Annotated in this window: 14 protein-coding genes and 1 pseudogene; 4 read left to right on the top strand and 11 right to left on the bottom strand. The window is 70.6% G+C overall.

Features of this window, described 5'->3' with window-relative positions; genetic code table 11:
• Window positions 1–62: 62 nt before the first annotated feature.
• Both trxA and trxB read right to left on the bottom strand, forming a co-directional pair.
• Window positions 63–395 (bottom strand): annotated as a pseudogene (gene trxA / locus ABLG96_RS21605) (thioredoxin); the annotation flags it as partial.
• Between the two features lie 156 nt (window positions 396–551).
• Window positions 552–1613, bottom strand: coding sequence for a thioredoxin-disulfide reductase (gene trxB / locus ABLG96_RS21600; protein WP_353649358.1), 1062 nt, complete (start codon window positions 1611–1613; stop codon window positions 552–554).
• Between the two features lie 161 nt (window positions 1614–1774).
• Between trxB and ABLG96_RS21595 the strand changes: the two genes are divergently transcribed.
• Window positions 1775–3766: an RNA polymerase sigma factor gene (locus tag ABLG96_RS21595; RefSeq protein ID WP_353649357.1), complete on the top strand. Its 1992-nt coding sequence runs from the start codon at window positions 1775–1777 to the stop codon at window positions 3764–3766.
• Window positions 3767–4002: 236 nt separating this feature from the next.
• Here ABLG96_RS21595 and ABLG96_RS21590 read toward each other — a convergent pair whose 3' ends face one another.
• From ABLG96_RS21590 to ABLG96_RS21565, 6 genes are all read right to left on the bottom strand, one after another.
• Window positions 4003–5106 (bottom strand): hypothetical protein, encoded by a 1104-nt coding sequence (locus ABLG96_RS21590; RefSeq protein WP_353649356.1) that lies wholly within the window; start codon window positions 5104–5106, stop codon window positions 4003–4005.
• A gap of 87 nt (window positions 5107–5193) precedes the next feature.
• Window positions 5194–5829: an RNA polymerase sigma factor SigM gene (gene sigM, locus ABLG96_RS21585; RefSeq protein WP_353651618.1), complete on the bottom strand. Its 636-nt coding sequence runs from the start codon at window positions 5827–5829 to the stop codon at window positions 5194–5196.
• Between the two features lie 65 nt (window positions 5830–5894).
• Window positions 5895–7661, bottom strand: coding sequence for a protein kinase family protein (locus ABLG96_RS21580; RefSeq protein ID WP_353649355.1), 1767 nt, complete (start codon window positions 7659–7661; stop codon window positions 5895–5897).
• Window positions 7658–10432 (bottom strand): murein biosynthesis integral membrane protein MurJ, encoded by a 2775-nt coding sequence (murJ, locus tag ABLG96_RS21575; protein WP_353649354.1) that lies wholly within the window; start codon window positions 10430–10432, stop codon window positions 7658–7660. Before murJ ends, ABLG96_RS21580 begins: the two co-directional genes overlap by 4 nt.
• Window positions 10429–12936, bottom strand: coding sequence for a hypothetical protein (locus tag ABLG96_RS21570; RefSeq protein WP_353649353.1), 2508 nt, complete (start codon window positions 12934–12936; stop codon window positions 10429–10431). The genes murJ and ABLG96_RS21570 overlap by 4 nt, the downstream gene beginning before the upstream one ends.
• Window positions 12933–13397, bottom strand: coding sequence for an NUDIX hydrolase (locus ABLG96_RS21565; RefSeq protein WP_353649352.1), 465 nt, complete (start codon window positions 13395–13397; stop codon window positions 12933–12935). The genes ABLG96_RS21570 and ABLG96_RS21565 overlap by 4 nt, the downstream gene beginning before the upstream one ends.
• Before the next feature lie 206 nt (window positions 13398–13603).
• On the opposite strand from ABLG96_RS21565, the gene ABLG96_RS21560 reads away from it, so the two are divergent.
• From ABLG96_RS21560 to ABLG96_RS21550, 3 genes are all read left to right on the top strand, one after another.
• Window positions 13604–14074: a hypothetical protein gene (locus ABLG96_RS21560; protein WP_353649351.1), complete on the top strand. Its 471-nt coding sequence runs from the start codon at window positions 13604–13606 to the stop codon at window positions 14072–14074.
• A 167-nt stretch (window positions 14075–14241) separates the two neighbouring features.
• Window positions 14242–14664: a RidA family protein gene (locus ABLG96_RS21555; RefSeq protein ID WP_353649350.1), complete on the top strand. Its 423-nt coding sequence runs from the start codon at window positions 14242–14244 to the stop codon at window positions 14662–14664.
• Window positions 14665–14736: 72 nt separating this feature from the next.
• Window positions 14737–15033: a hypothetical protein gene (locus ABLG96_RS21550; protein ID WP_353649349.1), complete on the top strand. Its 297-nt coding sequence runs from the start codon at window positions 14737–14739 to the stop codon at window positions 15031–15033.
• Window positions 15034–15061: 28 nt separating this feature from the next.
• Here the strand turns inward: ABLG96_RS21550 and ABLG96_RS21545 are convergent, their stop codons facing one another.
• From ABLG96_RS21545 to ABLG96_RS21535, 3 genes are all read right to left on the bottom strand, one after another.
• Window positions 15062–15634 carry a 1-acyl-sn-glycerol-3-phosphate acyltransferase gene (locus ABLG96_RS21545; protein WP_353649348.1) on the bottom strand — a complete coding sequence of 191 codons (573 nt, stop codon included), beginning with the start codon at window positions 15632–15634 and terminating at the stop codon, window positions 15062–15064.
• 127 nt (window positions 15635–15761) lie between these two features.
• Entirely contained in the window at window positions 15762–16919 is a 1158-nt protein-coding gene (locus ABLG96_RS21540; protein WP_353649347.1) for an acyl-CoA dehydrogenase family protein, read from the bottom strand.
• A 52-nt stretch (window positions 16920–16971) separates the two neighbouring features.
• A complete protein-coding gene (locus ABLG96_RS21535) occupies window positions 16972–18153 on the bottom strand; it encodes a thiolase family protein (RefSeq protein ID WP_353649346.1) in 1182 nt (393 codons plus the stop codon).
• Window positions 18154–18190 lie beyond the last annotated feature (37 nt).

Raw genomic sequence — 18190 nt, 5'->3', positions numbered from 1 at the left:
GGTCTTCGGACACTCCTGACGAGGAGCGCTCGACCGGCCGTCGGTGCGAGGAGTCGGTCAGGTCAGGCCAGGACGTCGCCGAACTCGGCGATCAGCGCAGCCTTCGGCTTCGCTCCGACAACCTGCTTGATGACCTCGCCGTTCTGGAACACGAGCATCGTGGGGATCGAGAGGATCTGGTACTTCGCAGCGATCTGCGGGTTGGAGTCGATGTCGAGCTTCGCGACGGTGACCTTGTCCGCGTTGTTCTCGGCGATCTCCTCGAGCACCGGAGCGATCACCTTGCACGGGGTGCACCATTCGGCCCAGAAATCGACGATCACCGGCTTCTCGGACTGCAGGACGTCGGCGGCAAAGGTGGCATCGCTGGTCTTGATGGTTCCCATGGGGAGTTCCTCTCGTGGTGCTGGGTTTCGGTGGTGCTCTGTGGTGGTGCTCTGTGGTGGTGCTCTGTGGTGGTGCTCTGTGGTGGTGCTCTGTGGTGGTGCTCTGTGGTGGTGCGTTCGGTGATCAGAGGCGCGCGCTGACGCCCGGGATCGGGCGGGAACGGTTCAGACGGATGCGCCGGCTGCCACCGGCGCCGGGGTGGCGTGCTCGTCGATGCTCTTGCCGCCGGGCCCACCCGGATCGGTGACGTCGGCGCCGTGCTCGGCCAACCAGTGCTGGGTGTCCAGCGCGGCGGAGCAACCCGACCCGGCAGCGGTGATCGCCTGCCGGTAGGTGTGGTCGACGAGATCGCCGCAGGCGAAGACGCCGTCGATGCTGGTCGCCGTACCGGCGGCGTCGGCCGCAGCGTCCGAGAGCTCGGAGCCGACCAGCACGTAGCCCTCGTCGTCGACGGTCACCGCGTTGCGGAACAGGTCGGAACGTGGATCGTGACCGATCGCCAGGAACAGGCCGGTGGCCGGCATCGTGCGCTGCTCGCCGGTGATGGTGTCGGTGAGCTGCAGGGCCTCGACCTTGTTCTCGCCCTCGACCCCGGTGATCGCCGCATTGGTCGCCCAGCGGATCTTCGGGTCGTTCTGGGCGCGTTCCAGCATGATCGGCGAGGCGCGGAAATCGTCGCGGCGGTGGACGATGGTCACACTGTCGGCGAACCGGGTGAGGAACGTCGCCTCCTCCATCGCGGAGTCACCGCCGCCGACGACAGCGATGTGCTGGTTCTTGAAGAAGAACCCGTCGCAGGTCGCACACGCGGAGACACCGCGGCCGATGAGCCGCTGCTCGTCGGGCAGGTTGAGGTAGCGCGCCGCCGATCCGGTCGCCAGCACGATCGCGCGGGCCCGGTAGGTGGTGCCGTCGGCGGTGACGCTCTTGATCGGGCCGTCGAGGTCCATCTCCTCGACGTCCTCGGTGAGCAGTTCGGCGCCGAAACGCTCAGCCTGTTCGCGCATCCGCGCCATCAGATCGGGTCCCTGGATGCCCTCGGGGAAGCCGGGGAAGTTCTCCACCTCGGTGGTCGTCATCAGCGCGCCGCCGGAGCTGATGCCCTCGAAGACCAGGGGCCGCAGGTCGGCGCGAGCCAGGTACAGCGCGGCGGTGTAACCGGCGGGACCGGATCCGACGACGATGACGTCGCGGACGGTGGTGTCCTGCTCGGACGGGGTCGTCACGGGTGCCTGCTCCTCGCTGCTGGACCTGCTCCTGGGTGGGCACTTCAAGGCGCGGCCTGTGCTCCCGCGCTTCTGTTCTGCTGAACAACCAGCCTACCCAGCCGCATTCCCCGCTCCCGGGGGCAGGATGGTGGGAGCGGAGACGATCGAGGGGGTCAGGGATGACGCTCGAGCCCCTCATCGTGGCCACCGATGACTTCGCTGCGTTCGTGGAGCCGCACCTGGCAACGCTCAGCTGGCTGGCAGCGCGTCTTGCTCCGGGCGAGCACGAGAGCCTCGTCCAACAGGCCCTGACGCGTGCGTGGTACCAGCGCTCCCGGTTCGACCCGGACGAGAGCACGGAGCGCGCCTGGTTGTGCTCGGTCCTGGCCGACCAGTGCCGCCGGGTGGACGGTCGGGCGCGCTCCGAGCTGCTGACCGCGCTGGCCCCGCAGCAACCCGGCGCTGCTGATCAGACCCCGAATGGTCCCATCGCTGCTGACCCCGCTGACGGTCGGCCCGTCGGTGCCGATCCGCCTGCGGCTGCAGACCCGGTCAAGCTCGCGCGTGCACTCGAACTACTCACCGCACCCCAGCGGCGGGCCGTCGACTGTCATTATCTGGTCGGACTCACCCTGGCCGACACTGGGGCGGTGACGGGCTGCTCCGTCGGTGCGGTCGGATCCGCGCTGTCCGATGCCCGCCTGCGGCTGCATCGTGCACTCACACCCACCTCTGCTCAGAGCGCCGATCCCGATACCGGACCGGACGAGCCGGGACTCGATCCCGTCCGTGATGCCCACCGCTCGATCGACGCGCTGCTCCGGGTGGACGGTGCGCAGTTCCGCGCCGGCATCCCTCCGGCCATGTTCGAGCAGCCGTCATCCCGGATGTCGATGCTGGGGCGACGCGCCAGGCTCTCGCTGATCGGTGGGATCGCGGTTGCCGTCGTCGGCATCGTCGTGGCCGGCGCCGTGATCGTCCGGCAGCCGGCCGCGTCGGTGACCCCGCTGCCTGTGGCCTCCACCAGCGCGGGGGTCCAGTACAGCAAGGGCGCCGATCAGGCGCGGTCGACGACGACCGGGTACTCCCGGAATGCCCTGCCGGTGGACGTCGGTCCGGCCGCGAGCCCGCGCGGGTCGCGGCCGGCGTGGCCCAGCACCGGCCTCATCAGCGCCTTCCCGTCCGCCGCCGGCGCGGCAGGTGGCGTGCGGGTGGCGTGGGAGGTCGCCACCGGCGACCTGCTGGTCGGGATCCCGGAGACGCTGCTCTGCAACGACCGGCAGATCCGGCTGCGGCTGGACAGCACCACAGCGCTGCACCTCGACCTGTACGGCGGGATCGGGCCCGACCAGCGGTGCAAGGGGGATTCGCTGCGGGTGGTCGCCTTCGCGCCGTTGGTCGGACAGAACGATGGTCAGTCGGTGGTCAGGGTCACCGGCAGGTCCGGCACGCTACTGCTGCCCGGTCTCAGTGGCCTGGAGCTGGACCGGTCGGGAACCGGCGCCGGGCTGCCGTCCGTGTCGGGCGTCCGGACCGTCGGGCACTCGCCGGACGTCGACGTGCACTGGCAGCCGGAGACCGGTCGGCTGCTGGTCAGCGCGCGTGGGTGCGGGGCGTTCGCGACCGCTGATCTCGGCAACGGCACTGAGGTGACCGTCGTCATCCGGCCCACCGACGAGCTCTGCCCGGGGTTGCCCGAGACTGCGATCCACGTGATCCAGATCCCGCCGCATCCACCCGGATCGCCGTTCCAGGTGGTGGTGTTCAACAGCACGAGGGATCGATCGGGCACGACGGACGTGTTCACCGTCACGGCGACGAGCTTGAGGCCCAGCCCGACCAGTTCCGTGGAGCCGGCCAAGCTGGTCAGGCTGGAGACCCGCCACCAGAAGCTGCTGGGCATCGATCGGATCGGTCGCTCCGCGGACAACAAGCTGCACCTCGAGGTCTCGCTACCGCCCGGGAACACCGAGGTGCTGGTGCCGTCAGCGACGTTGCTTGCGGACCAGTCGATCGAGATAGCCCAGGACGGCGCAGCGGGATCGTTCGGGAACGACAGTTCCCGGCCCGTCACGATGGTGTACCAGCTGGACATTCCCCCGGTGAGCGACGTGCACCGGCCGCTGCAGATCAGGATCGGAGACGAGGAAATCCTGCTGCCCGCGCTCTGACCGCTGTCCCGGTCTAACATCCCCGCTCGAGCTGGTCAGGGAAGACCCCTGTGCGGCGACCCACCCGGATCGGGCACCCGGGGGGACGCGGGCTGAGGTTTGCGGACCATCAGCACGCGAACTTCGCCGGTAAACGACCGCCAGTACCGCGAACCTGCCCGGTAAACGACCGCCAGTACCGCGAACCTGCCCGGTAAGCGACCGCCAGTACCGCGAACTTGGCTGGTGAACGACCGTCAGCGGGTGACGGTGCGGTCGGCCAGTTGGGCGGTGGCGCCGTCGGTGCCGCAGGTGGTGCCCACGACGACGACCCGCACCTTGCTGCTGTCGGTGGCGTCCTTGACGACGATCGCCACGGCCTGGCCACCGGAGTAGGTGACCTTGGTGGCGCCGGTGACGTCATCGGGGTTGATCGCGTTGAGCTTGAGGCACTCGCCGAACTGGGCGAGTCCGGCCAGGTTGCCGCCGGGGCTCTGGCCCTCGATGGAGGGCAGGGCGGGGGCGAGGTTGTCCAGATCCAGCTGCAGGGCGCCGGATCCGGAGCTGACGTCCCCGGGCACAGTCACGGCAGGGGTGGGGGCGACCGCAGCGGGCGCACCGGCAACCCCGTCGGACGACGAGGGCTGGTTGAGGGCCACCGCGGTGATCACGCCGATCCCGGCGACGGCGGCAGCGGCCAGCACACCGGTGGTCCAGCGGCGACGCTTGCGACGCTGGGCCTCGAGCGAACCGAGCCGGGCGGGACCCGACGGCCCGCTCGCCGCGGGCCGGGATGCGGGGGTGGCAGAGCTGGTGGCGGCCCGCCCCCGTGCCTCGGCCAGGTCGTGGACCGGAGCCGCTGGCGGCGGGGTGGACGGCGGCGGTCCGCCGGGCAGGAAGGCCGGGATCACCGGCTGATGACGGGGTGGCACCGTGGGCGCCTGACGGGTGGCCATCGGCCGCGGAGCCCCGTGCCCGCCGATGGTCTGTGGTCGGGGTGTCGGCAGGTGCGGCACCGGACGCCGCCCGTCCTGGGAGCCGCCTCCGCCGACGCCCGGTGCGAGGAGTGCACCGAGACGCTCGCGGGCGATCGGACGCGTGGCAGCGGCTGTGCGCCGCTCGGCGAACAGGGCGGTCTCCATCCGCAGCACGTACTTCTCGGGCATCAGCAGGGGGGGGAGCAGCGAGAGATCATCGACGGTCGAATCGAGTGCCGTGAGGACGGCCGCGCCGTCCGGATCGGACCGGATCCGGGTGAGGAGGTCGGCCGTCACCTCGGCGGGGAACACGCCGGCATGGACGTCTGCGACGTCGTCGACGTCCCAGGGCGGTCCGTGCGGTGTGCGGAACTCGGTGCTCATCAGTGGTACTCCCTTGCGTGCCCTGCTGGCGGTCCCCCACTCGAACAGGCCCCTGGTCGACCGGCTGTCACCGGTCCACCGACAGGGTCAGGGTGGAGAATCCGCTCTGGCTGATGTGCCTTCGGCTGATCCTCCGACGACGGCGTCCGTCGATCGGTTCCGCAGATGTCCGAGCTGGACGGCAAGTTTCGCGCGGCCACGGGCGCAACGGCTCTTGATGGTTCCCTCGGCGACGCCGAGCATCACCGCTGCGTCCGCCACCGGGTACCCCTCGACGTCCACCAACACGATCGCGGCGCGTTGGTTCTCCGGCAGGGTGCCCATGGCCTCGCCGATGTCCATCCGCAACTCGCGCTCGGCCATGTGGTCGCGTTTGTCGGCAAGCGCCTGCAGGTCGGAGTTGCTGACGTTCTCCCCGCCCTCCTGGGGCATCGCGACCGTCGGTCGAGTCTTGCGGCGACGGATGCGGTCCAGACACGCGTTGACGACGATTCGATGCAGCCACGTGGTGACGGCGGACTCGGCGCGGAAGCGGTCGGCGGCCCTGAACGCGGAGATGAGGGCGTCCTGGACGGCGTCCGCGGCCTCCTCGGGGTCGCGCAGCGTGCGGAGAGCGACCGCCCACATCCGGTCCCGGTGCCGAGCCGTCAGCTCGGCGAACGCCGACGTGTCACCCTGCGCGTGCGCAGCGATCAACTCGGCGTCGGAGCGACCGGAGTCCAGGACAGGCACCGGAGCAGCCTAACCGGGTGAACGGGAGTGGGCTGGGACGCACCGATCGGGCAGCCTCACGAACCCTTCACCACGATCTCGCCGATCCGGCCGCGCCAGGTGCTCTCGGCTCCCGGGATCTGGTTGATGAAGACCAGCAGGTACTGCGACGGCGGCGCACCTGTCACCGGGATCACCACGGGACCACCGGCGACGCCGCCGGTGGCGAGCAGGGTCGTGGAGTCCACCGCACCGAGTTGGAAGCCGACGGCGGTGCGGATCTGCACCGTCATACCGGTGTCGGCGCTGTTGATCTCCACCGACTGCGGGGTGATCGGTCGGTCGAATTGCAGGATGACGCCGACGCCGACCTTGTAGCCGCCGTCGGCCTTGGACCTGAACTGCTGCTTGTAGACCCAGGTCTCCCACTCGGTCTGCGGATCGCCGTCCCACAGTCGGTCGAGGAAGTCGACGTTGTCCTTCTTGCCGGTGCCCTCGGGGTCGAACACCTCGGCCCCGACGATCGTCATCTGCTGCGCGGCCGGCGCGGAGGAGGACGGCGGCGTGGAGCTGGCGGGTGCGGACGTCGAGCTCCCCGAGGTGCTCGGGCGTCCGTTGTTGGCCACCGTCGTCGGTGCGGCGCCGGACGTCGAGGGACGGTCGGCGAGCGGGTCGAGCTGGGTCTGGTTCTGGTCGTTGATGCTGACCAGGGTGTTCCTGGCGAACGTCCCGGCGACGATCAGGATGAGCGCGACGAAGGCCGCGATGAACGCCGACGCGATGCTGACCTTCACCCGACGCTCCTTGCGGAGTCGACGGTCGGCCGGCGACATGGTCGGCGGCGGGACCTCCGGCTCGCTCTGCTCGGGGGCGCGCAGTGATCCGCCACCCGATGCGGACGGGTCCGGCGTCTGCAGGAGCGAGGCGAGGGCGGCGACCGCATGGATCCCGTCGGGATCCTCCGGGTGCAGCGCGCCCGCGGTGAGCTGGGCCAGTGCCTGCGGGATCCCGGGGACAGCGACGTCAGCCAGGAGTTCTCGGCCGCCCCGCTGCGGGGCCGACGGTAGCGAGGTGTCGGTGAGCGGCGCCAGCTGGTCGCTGGCCGGCCAGGTACCCGTGAGCATCAGGTACAGCAGCGCACCGACCGCGCGGATGTCGTCGTCCGGGGTGGCGGTGGCGTGCGCGATGACGTGCGAGAAGCGCGCCTGACCGTCGACGTTGACCCGGACCAGCGACGGATGGATGGACCCGAGGGCCAACCCGTTGCGGTGGGCCTCGGCGACCGCCTCGCTGACCCGACCGGCGATCGCGCTCGCGACGGCAGGCTCCAACGGACCCTTGGCGAGCAGGTCGGTCAGCGTCGCGCCGTCCACCCACTGGCCGACGACGAACGTCTGACCGTTCTCGGAGCCGAGGTCGAGGGTCTGGGGGAGCCCGATGTGCCGCAGCCGGCCGGCGCGCAGGGTGCGGGCGACGGTCGCCGAGGTCCCCGAGGAATCGGGCAGCAGGGTGACCGCCATGTCGCGGGGCAGCACCGTGTCCCTGGCCCGCCAGAACCGGTTGCCGTGCGTGTCGGTGCCGACCAGCGCGGTGAGCCGGTACCGCTCACCGATGGTCGAGCCGGGTGCCAGCTCGGGCGCCGGTGGCTGATCGGCCCCCGACCGGGTCCCTCGTCGGGGGTTCGTCAGGGCGACCGTTTGGTCGGCCGCCGCAGCATCCGGTGCCGCGGGCTGTACCGCAGGCACCATGACCGTCGGCTCGTCGGCCGCCGCAGCATCCGGTGCCGCGGGCTGTACCGCAGGCACCATGACAGTCGGGTCGTCGTCGGCCGAGTGGTCGGTCATGGCTGACGCCTCCGATCCGGTGGGGCCTGGGGTGGCCGTGGTGGTCTGCTGTTCGGGTCGTGCTGCTGTGCGGGCGGTCGTGGTGCAGGGCCTCTCGGCACCGGTGGTGCCTGGCGCGGAACCTGCGGCGGTGTCCTGGGCGGCATCGGTGCCCCCCCGACACCCGGCCCCGGCCGCACGGGCGGCTGCCGGTCCGACGGCCGGAACTGCTGGCCCTGTCCGGCCCCCTGACGTGGATCCATCGCGCCCGGCCGGTGATCGGGAGCCCTGCTCGGCTGTCCCGGTGGTCGTGCACGACCATCCGATGGTGCCAGACTCGCGGGCCGGGCCGCGACCGTCGGGTCGGGCGTTGCCGGCGCGGCGGCCACCGGGACCGGGAATCCGAACAGCGCAGCCAGCTTGCGCCGCGCCGGCTCGAGCTCGGGAAGCCGCAGTGCGAGCAGCAGCGGGACGAGGACCAGCACGCCGGTCAGTGCACCCGCCAGCAGCTGCAGCAGCGAGGCCGGCCAGGTGCGTTCCACCGGGTCGATCAGATCGGCCACCCACCAGGCAGCGCCCGCCGCGACGACGGCCGCGATCAGGGTCTTGCCGCCGGTGACGAGCATCCGTCGACTGCCCATCGAGCCGAACCGGTGGCGGAGCCAGATCTCCCCGACGACAGCGCCGACGACGTAGGAGAGCGTGGTGGCGAGCGCGACACCGAGCACGATCCGGTCGGCCGGCAGCTGGACGCAGAGCAGCACCAGCGGCACTCGGACGCCGACCATGATGAGGTTGATGAAGGTGGGTGTACGGGCGTCGTGCATGGCGTAGAACACGCGCATCTGGATGAGCGTCACTGCCAACGGGACGAGGCCGACCGCCATGGTGGTCAGGGTCAGCCCGATCGAGGTCGCCGCCGCGGGGGTGACGTTCCCGTGCTGGAAGGCCGCCGATGCGATCGGCACGCCGAGGGCCACCATGGCTGCGGCCACCGGCAACAGAGCAATGATTGTCAGGCGTCCGGCCAGGGAGGCGTCGTCCTTGACCGCGGGGAGGTCGCCGTCGGCCGCGTGCCGGCTCATCCGGGGCATGATCGCCGTCAGCAGTGAGACGCCGACGATCCCGTACGGCAGCTGGAACAGCAGCGAGGCGTAGGCGAAGGTACTGATACCGCCGTTGACGTGACCGGTGAGCACTCGGGAGACCACGGCGAACGCGACCGTGGAGCTCAGGGCGTACGCGATCGACCAGACCATCAGCCGGCCCGCCTGCTTCAGCCGTGGATCACCACCCCACCGCCAGCGGAAGCGGAACCCGGACCGCAGCAGGGCCGGGACCATCACGGCGGCCTGGATGACGATGCCGGCGGTAGTGCCGAGCCCCAGCAGCCAGAGTTGGGTGGAGCTGGGCTTCACCATGGCGCCGGCGGGGTTGAAGATGCCACCGGGCAGGCGCGCGATCGTCAGCGCGACGCCGATGACGACCAGGTTGTTGACGACCGGTGCCCAGGCCGGAGCGGCGAACTTCTCCTTCGAGTTGAGGATCGCACCGAACAGCGCGGCCAGCCCGTAGAACAGGATCTGCGGCAACAGCAGCCTCGCGAGATCCGTGGTCAGAGTGGGATCGGCCTTGCTCGAGCGGCCGATGTAGATCGTGGTGAACACCGGGGCAGCCAGCACGGCCAGCACGGTGATCACCAGTAGGCCGACGATGCCGACCGTCATCAGCCGTTGGGTGTACAGCTCTCCGCCGTCGGGGTCCTTGCGGGCCCGCGAGAGCAGCGGGATCGCGATCGACGTCAGCACCCCGCCGATCACCAGCTCGAACACGATGTTGGGCAACGTGTTGGCCACGTTGTAGGAGTCGTTGACGATGTAGATCCCCAGCGCCGCTCCCAGCAGTACCTTCGCGACGAAGCCGGTGAGCCTGCTGACCAGCGTCGCGACCGCGAGCAGGGCACCGGCCTTCGCGATGCCGGCCGCTCGGGCAGTGGGCTGCGCGGCTTCCGGAGTGGCGGTGGCCTCGGTAACCGCGGATTCCGGCGCGAGCCGGATCTTCGGGATCAGCTCGGTGGGCGGGTCGTCCCTGCGGTAGCCCCTCGGTGGCCGCTGCGGAGGGCCGCCGGGCTGCCGGGCGGGTGGTCCGCCGGGCCAGCTCTGACCTGGTTGCCGCCGACCGTCGTGGACGCGCGGTTGGGCATCGCGGCGGGGCGCGATGGGCCGCTCGGCGATCCGCATCGTCTGCTCGACCGCGGGCAGGACGTGCACCTCCGGCGGACCGGCGGCGTCACTGATGCGCTGGATGAGCTGGGTGGCGTCCTCCATGCCGGGATACAGCAGCGGCACCGGCTCGGGTGGCGGCGGCGGGCGCAGTCGGGGGCCGCCGGTGAGTGAGTCGCGCTGCTCCGGGTCGCCGGTCAACGGGCGACGCGCGGGCCAGGCGTCCTGCGGGCGGGGTGGCGGGCGTCGTTCCCAGGGTCCGTCGGCCACCCTGTCCCGGCCACGCGGGTCCGGCGGTGCTGCCCGGCCACGCGGGTCCGGCGGTGCTGCCCGGTCCCGCGGAGCTGCCCGGACCCGCGGTGCCTGCTCGCGTTGTGCCCTCTCCCGCTGTGCGTGCTCACGTTGTGCGTGCTCGCCTTGTGCCTGCTCGCGCTGTGCCTGCTCGCGCTGTGCCTGCTCACGCTGTGCCTGCTCACGTTGTGCCTGCTCACGTTGTGCCTGCTCACGCTGCGCCTGGCGCGGGTCAGGTGGGCGGGGGTCACGCGGGTCGTGACCGAAGGGGCCGGTCACCGGATGCTCTCCTGGGGCTCGGAGGTGCGTGGAGCTCCCGGGTCGGACGGAGCAGGGGAGTCGGCCGCGGAGCCCTGGGCCGCTTCTTCCGCCATCGCCGCGATCGAGTCAGTGGGCGCGACCGGAACCAGGGCCTTGCCCCGCTCGCGGACGCGCTGCACGAGTCGCAGACCCACCATCAGGAACAGCACTCCGCCCGCCGAGATCATCAGGATCAGGGTCAGGGCGCCGTAGGCGTTCGACCGGATCTCGATCTTCTGACCCTCGCCCCACGGCCGAGATGTGGCGCCGGGGTTGGCGAGCTGCACCGTCACCGAGAACGTGCCGGCGCGGGAGACCGACGACGGGATCGAGATCGACCGCGACTGTTTACCGCTCAGCTCGATGCTGGGCGGGAGTTCCAGCTTCAGCCCGGCGTCGAGCCCCGAAGTGACCGTCACCCGCACTGTCACCGGGAAAGGCAGCCGGTTCTGCACGGTCAGCACCAGCGGTGAATCGGCGGATGCCAGGGTGTAGGAACCAGCTCCCGTACGGATGGACACCGCGTTCTGGATGCGGGTCAGGGAATCCTCCGCTGTCAGCAGTACCGCGTCCCCCGGCGCCGTGGCAGACCGCAGCGAGGCGGAGAAGAGGCCGTCCACGCCCTCGTCGAGCGCGCGGATCACCGCGTGGCCGGCCCCGCTGCGGCTCGGGTTCGGGTCGATCACCGACGCCGTCCTGGTGATGGTCGCGCGGGTCGCCACCAGCCGGTCGACGTAGTCCTGCGGCAGCAGCGCGGCATCGGCCGGCAGCGCGGTGCCGAGGTTCGCGATCGCGGAGGCTCCCTTGGTCATGGTCGTCACGTCGACACCGGTGGTGACGCCGTCACCGGACAGCGCAACGACTGCCCTGCCCAGCGATGCGAGGCCGCGCACGTCCACCGTCGTTCCCGGCAATTGCAGCACGGGGAGCGCCGAACCGGTGGTGTGTCGGACGGCCAGCAGCGCTACCGCGGCGTTGAGAGCGCCGGCGCCGGGAACGACGCCCTGTGGGTCGAGTACCTGGGCCAGCTGCGGTTGCAGCGTCTGGTCGCCGACGAAGGTGGGCAACGTCGTCGTGGTGCCGGCGATCCGGCCGACCCCACCGCTCTGCGGAGTGCCGCTGACGCCGCTGCGGGAGACCAGCAGTGACCGGAATCCGATCCGCTGGTAGACGTCGACGGTGTCCGCGTCGAGCACCGCTCCCGGCGGCAGGGCCACGTCGGTGACGAGGTCCGTGCGCTGCAGTACCCGGGCTGCGATCTCCCCGCCCTCGGCGCGCAGGGTGCGCACCAGGGAGCCCTGGCCCGCACCGGTGAGCCGCACGGCGTCGGGATCCGAGTACGGCAGCACCAGCACCTGTGACGATTCGGACAACCCCCGGAGCCGGTCCAGGAACGCAGTCGCGGCGGCGGCATGGGCGCCTGCGACTGTGCCGGTTTCGTCAACCGGCCCGCTGGTGCCGCTGGTGCCGCTGGTGCCGACGGTGGCCGCCGTGGACGCGGCACTCGCACTCGTGACGGAGGACGCCGACGCTGAGGTCTCGCCCTCCGCAGTGGTGGCGGGCTCCTCGACGGAGGTCCCGGTGGCCGGATCGAGCGGGGCCGGTGCGGAGCCGGGGGCCACCACCCGGTAGCCGTGGGCCATCATGTCGAGTTCGTCCAGCAGCATCGGATCGATGACGATCACGACGTTGACGGCGGGCAACTCCGACTGCTGGAGAGCGTCGAGGTTGGCGGCCAGGGCACCACCCTGGGAGATCTCCCCGGCGAGCGCCTCGCTGGTGAACGCGCCGCCGATCGTCCGGTGCGGGATCGATGAGATGGGCCAGGTGATCCCGAACGGGACCGCAGCGGCACCGCTCGGCCTGGGTTTCGGCTGCGGGCCGGTGCCGGACGCACCCTCGGCCAGCGAAGTGACCGTCACCAGCAGGTGCAGTTCGCCGAGCCGGACGGAGCTGGGCACCCCGTCGACCTCGCGGGTGCCGTTGATGTTGGCCATCACCGGGTAGACGCCGGGCCGGGTGATCCCGAGGCCCTGGGTGACGGTGCCGGCGATCGCGGTGCTGAGCCGGAACGGCCTGCTGTCACCGGCGGCGAAGGTGGCGCCCTCGGTCCCGAAGCTCTGCCAGTCGCCGGCGATCACGGCGTCCGGCTGACCGGGATCCGCGAGGTTCTGGCTGACGGCTGCCTCGGTGGTCAGCGCATCACCGCGTTGGAAGCGGACGATCAGGTCGCTCACCGGCACGTCGGCGGTGTTGGTGACGGTCCCGGTCACCAGCAGCTGATCAGGGCTGTCCCGGGTGACGACGGTGGGCGTCACCGACTCGACGACGAAGCCCAGGTCGGCGGCGAACAACCCGAGCGGCGCGGCGGAGGCCGTCGCCTCGAGTGCGGCCGGCAGCAGCACGGCCGGGGCGCCGGCCACGGTGATCAACGCGGCGGCCACCACGGCACCCAGCCGGATCGCGGTACTGCGCACAGTCACGCGCTGTCCGCCAGGATCTCCGTGGCCTTGCGGACCAGGCGCCGTTCACCCGCGTAGGCGAGGCGTCCCGGCAGCTCCTCCAGCGGCACCCAGGCGACCTCCGTCACCTCGACGTCCTCGTCGGAGAGTTCACCGCCGACGGCGACCATCAGGAAGTGGTGCACCCGCTTGTGGATCCGCCGACCTTCCGCGGTGAAGGTGTAGTCGACGGTACCGAGCCGCGCGGTGATCCGGCCGGCGATACCGGTCTCCTCCTCGACCTCGCGGATCGCGGCCTGCTCCTTCGTCTCGCCCGCCTCGAGGTGACCTTTCGGCAACGACCAGCGCAGCCGTCCGCGTCGGTCGAGGCGACCGATCAGAGCGCCGGACCGGATGCCGTCCTCGGTCCGCACCACCAGTCCGCCGGCCGACGTCTCGTCGGCCCGGCGGCGCCGGGGACGGGAGCGGGCGGGGGTGGACATTCTGTCGATGGTAGTGCGGATCGATGAGGCTCCCGGGATGCTGCGAGCCGCCCCGGCCGTGCTGCAGCGGGGCATTCGCTCACGTCCGGTCCGTTCGCTCAACGTCTCATCGTGAGCGGGGGCGTGGAACGTGAGCGAACAACGCGTGAGGCGGACACCGTGGACGTCAATTGCATGACGCCCCCGCACGCCTGAGAGTGGACGACGTGAGCACCGACATCTGCGAACTGTCCGATCTGCCGGTCGACCAGTGTGCTTGTCGGGTGCACGCAGCTCCTGAGTACCGAGCGACTGGTCCCGGGACGGGTGTCTCCCGGGACGGCCACCCGACGGCGGGCGCGGCCCGGTACCTGGACTCGGACGACGTCGGGGAGATCACGACAACCCGATTCCCAGCGATACTCGCGCAGATCCGTGCAGGTTCGGGTCCCCGCGCGGTGCACGAGTTCGCCCAGTTCTGTGCTGATGCCGGTCATTGGCAGGAGCCGTTCCGGCCGGAACGGGCCCGGCTGGTCGCGGCGCTGGCCAGAGCAGTGGCCGCCCGCACGTCGATGGCACCGACGAGCGCTCTGGCGCTGGTGGCCAACGCTGAGCCGGTGCCGTGGGAGGACGTGGAGCGACGCATGTGGGTGTCCGGGATCGACGCCGGCTACGCCCGGCGCCCGGAGTCGCCATGATGGGCGCCGAAGCGGGCCGCCTGACCGTCCCGGTTGACCCTCCGTTGCGCCAGCCGCATCCGCGCACGTCCGGTGCGTTCGCTCAGGTTCGATCGTGAGCGACGGTGCGGAATGTGAGCGAACAACGTCGGACGCACGGGCGCACCGGCGCTGTCTACAGTTACCTGATGCCTTCCGTCCTCGACGGTCCTTTCGAAGCAGGCGATGTGCACGGTTCGCGGCCGCCGGCCGGTCACTACTCCCCCACGTTCGCGGTCGGCGATCTGGTGTTCGTGTCCGGTCAGCTGCCGATCGACCGGAACGGGGTTCCGTTGGCCGACCGGCCCTTCGCCGAGCAGGTGGCACAGGTCCTCGAGAACGTCCGGATCTGTCTCGAGTCCCGGGGGCTCACGCCTCACCACCTCGCCCAGGTCCGGGTGTACGTCAGCGACATCGACCGGTGGCCGGAGTTCGACGCGCTGTACGCACAGTGGATCGGTGACCATCGCCCCGCCCGGGCCGTCGTGCCGGTGCCAGTGCTGCACCACGGACTGGCGCTGGAGATCGAGGCCGTCGCGTCGGGACGGGTGAACCCGGACGGCCCGATGTGAATCCGCGACCCTTCCTCGCCCCTCTGCGAAGCCAGGCAGCGTTCGCCCGACGGCGTCGTCACGGCTGACGGCATGCGCGCAGTGCTGGAGTGGTGGCCCGACCACGGCGGGAGCTTGTTCCATCTGCGGACAGGTAGCGGGGGAACGCCGGTCGCGCTGGAGGAGCTCCCGCTGTCCCCGACAACGATGGAGGCGCTCCGCCGGTGGCTGGACGACTTCACCGAAGAAGTGTTGCCGACCGACGGGGCGGGTGACCCTGTGTGGATCGCCCGCGGTGTCGTCCTACTGCACCGATGTCGGACCGAGCTGTCCCCCGACCACGAAGTGACGGTGACCGAACCCTGGTGGGACGAACCACCGTCGGACTGAGCCCCTTCTCGACCGCGGGGTCTCGCCGTCAGGCCTCGGGTTCCTCGCGCAGGCGCGGCTCACCCGACATGTCGGGGCGCACCCCGATCATCCCGGCGTAGTTGGCGCGGATCCGGTCCATGTCTGCGCGCACGTTCCCCGTGAGGGTGAAGTGTGGGCCGAGCCCACATTCCTTCCGGCGGCTGTCCACGAATCCCATCACGACGGGCAGTTCGGCAGCGCGCGCGATCCGATAGAACCCCGACTTCCAGTACTCGACCCGGCCGCGGGTCGCCTCAGGGGTGACGACCAGCAGGAACTGCTCACCCCGCTCGGCTTTGGCAACGATCTCGCGGACCAGCCCCTGCTCGGCGCTGCGGTCGACCGGGATCCCGCCGAGTGCACGCATCACGGCACCCATCGGCCGCCGGAACAGCGATTTCTTCGCCAGGAAGTGGAACGGTTTCCCGATCCGCCAGCTGATCATCAGCATGAACAGGAGGTCCCAGTTCGAGGTGTGCGGGACGCCCAGCAGCACCCCGCGCTCCGGGATTTCTTCCGTCACCGGGGTCCAGCGGCTGAACCGCCAGAACACCTGGGAGATCCGTCGTCGCAGTCGCACGCGCCCACCGTAGTCGGGCAGTCCGCTCCGGCTCGGATGCACGTCGCACGCACTCCGCGGTCAGCCGCCCACCCCGCGGTCAGCCGCCCACCCCACGGTCCTCTTCCCGGCACCCAGATGCTCACGCTCAGCGGTAGCGGCCGGCGATCCCGCGCCCGATGATCTCTTTCATGATCTCGGTGGTGCCGCCGTAGATGCTCTGCACCCGGCAGTCGGCGTAGGCGCGGCCGATCGGGTACTCCTTCATGAAGCCGTAGCCGCCGTAGAGCTGCAGCAGTCGTGAAGTGTTCCGGACCTGCAGCTCACTCGCCCACCACTTCGCCTTGGACGCTTCCTGGGTGGTCAGCTCGCCCTCGTTCAGCCCCAGCACACAGCGCTCGACGTACGCGCGGGTGATGTCGATCTCGGTCTCGATCTCGGCCAGCACGAACCGGGTGTTCTGGAAGTCGCCGATCCGCTGTCCGAAGGCCTTGCGATCGAAGACGTAGTCGGTGGTCCAGCGGTAGGCCGCCTCGAGGGCGGTCAACGCGGCGGCGGCGATCGAGATCCGCTCCCGCGGCAACCGCTCCATCAGGTAGCGCAGGCCCGCACCCTCCTCACCGAGCAGATTCTCCGCCGGCACCCGGACACCGGCGAAGTTGAGCTCGGCGGTGTCCTGACCTGGCATCCCGACCTTGTCGAGCTTGCGGCCACGGGTGAAGCCCTCGAAGTCGCGCTCGACCAGCAGCAGGCTGTACCCCTTGGACCCGGCGCTCGGGTCGGTGCGGGCGAACACGATGACGACGTCGGCATGGATGCCGTTGGTGATGAACGTCTTCGAACCGTCGAGGATCCAGTCGCTGCCGTCCCGGACGGCCTTGGTGGCGATGCCCTGCAGATCGCTGCCGGCGCCGGGCTCCGTCATCGCAATGGCGCCGATGCTGGTGCCGGCAGTGAGGCCGGGGATCAGCCGCTGCGCCTGCTCCGGGGTGGCCAGGTCGAGCAGATAGGGCAGCACCAGGTCGTCCTGGACGGCGAAACCCGCGGCCATCGACGGCGCGGCGATCGTGGACAGCTCCTCGGCGACGATCATCCGGTAGCGGTAGTCGTGTTCACCGCCGCCGCCCAACGACTCGGGAGCGGCGAGACCGATGATCTGCTGCGCGCCCGCGACCTCCCACACCGCGCGGTCGATGAGGTGGTTCTCCTCCCACTTCTCGTAGTGCGGCACCACCTCGCGCTCGGCGAACGCCCGCACGCTCTCGCGGTAGGCCTCGTGGTCCTCGGTGTAGAAAGAGCTCTTCATCGAGCGCTCCCGTCCTGGTCGTCGGTGGGGTGGGCTCGCGGGGTCCTCGGTGTCACAGCCGTTCGATGATGGTCGCGTTGGCCATCCCGCCGCCCTCGCACATCGTCTGCAGGCCGTAGCGACCGCCGGTGGCCTCGAGCTGGCCGAGCAGGGTCGTCAGCAGCCGGGTGCCCGACGAGCCGAGGGCGTGGCCAAGGGCGATCGCTCCGCCGCGCGGATTGAGCTTGGCCGGATCGGCGCCGAGTTCCTGCGCCCAGGCGAGCGGGACCGGTGCGAATGCCTCGTTGACCTCGTAGGCGTCGAGGTCGTCGATGGTCATACCCGTGCGCTGCAGGATCTTCCGGGTCGCCGGGATCGGGCCGGTGAGCATCAGCAGTGGATCGCTGCCGACCACCGTGGTCGCATGGAAGCGGGCCCGCGGGGTCAGTCCCAGCTCGGTCGCTGCCTTCTCGCTCATGATCAGCACCGCGGAGGCGCCGTCCGTCAGCGGCGAGGAGTTGCCGGGGGTGATGTGCCAGCCGACGTCCGGGAACCGTGCGGCGTACGCATCGGTACGGAAGGATGGTTTCAGGCCGCCGAGCCCCTCGGCGGTGGTCGCCGCCCGGACGGTCTCGTCCGCCGTCAACGGCGCGCCGGACGCACCGGCGATCGGCACGATCTCACGGTCGAAGAAGCCTTCGGCGGTGGCCTGCGCGGCCAGGCGGTGGGAGCGAGCCGCGAACTCGTCGAGCGCGTCGCGGTCGTACTTCCACTGCGCTGCAATGAGTTCCGCGGAGATGCCCTGGTTGACCAGGCCCTCCGGGTAGCGCTTCTCGACCTGCGGGCCGTACGGGTCCTGCCCGATCGGCGAGGTGCCGAGCGGAAGCCTGCTCATCGACTCGACACCGCAGGCGATGACGATGTCGTAGGCGCCGGCGATCACACCCTGCGCGGCGAAGCTCGCGGCCTGCTGGCTGGAGCCGCACTGCCGGTCGATCGTGGTCGCCGGCACCGAGTCCGGGAACCCGGCGGCCAGCACGGCCGACCGGGTGACGTTCATGCTCTGCTCGCCGACCTGCTGCACGCAGCCGCCGATCACGTCGTCCACCCGGGCGGGGTCGAGGCCGGTGCGCTCGAGCAGAGCAGTGAGCACGGTCGTCAGCAGCGTGACGGGATGATGCTCCGACAGCGCACCGCCGGGCTTGCCCTTGCCGGATGCGAGACGAACCGCATCGACGATGATGGCTTCGGCCATGAGGTCCTCCAGTGGACATCCGGGTGACGGGTGCGGT

Source organism: Nakamurella sp. A5-74 (genome assembly GCF_040438885.1).
GTDB lineage: Bacteria > Actinomycetota > Actinomycetes > Mycobacteriales > Nakamurellaceae > Nakamurella.
This window is presented reverse-complemented; position numbering and strand designations above follow the sequence as displayed.

Coding starts and splice junctions, on each gene's coding strand:
- ABLG96_RS21595 (WP_353649357.1), top strand. CDS start 1,775: ATGACGCTCGAGCCCCTCATCGTGGCCACCGATGACTTCGCTGCGTTC.
- ABLG96_RS21590 (WP_353649356.1), bottom strand. CDS start 5,106: ATGAGCACCGAGTTCCGCACACCGCACGGACCGCCCTGGGACGTCGAC.
- ABLG96_RS21580 (WP_353649355.1), bottom strand. CDS start 7,661: ATGACCGACCACTCGGCCGACGACGACCCGACTGTCATGGTGCCTGCG.
- ABLG96_RS21565 (WP_353649352.1), bottom strand. CDS start 13,397: ATGTCCACCCCCGCCCGCTCCCGTCCCCGGCGCCGCCGGGCCGACGAG.
- ABLG96_RS21555 (WP_353649350.1), top strand. CDS start 14,242: ATGCCTTCCGTCCTCGACGGTCCTTTCGAAGCAGGCGATGTGCACGGT.
- ABLG96_RS21550 (WP_353649349.1), top strand. CDS start 14,737: ATGCGCGCAGTGCTGGAGTGGTGGCCCGACCACGGCGGGAGCTTGTTC.
- ABLG96_RS21540 (WP_353649347.1), bottom strand. CDS start 16,919: ATGAAGAGCTCTTTCTACACCGAGGACCACGAGGCCTACCGCGAGAGC.
- ABLG96_RS21535 (WP_353649346.1), bottom strand. CDS start 18,153: ATGGCCGAAGCCATCATCGTCGATGCGGTTCGTCTCGCATCCGGCAAG.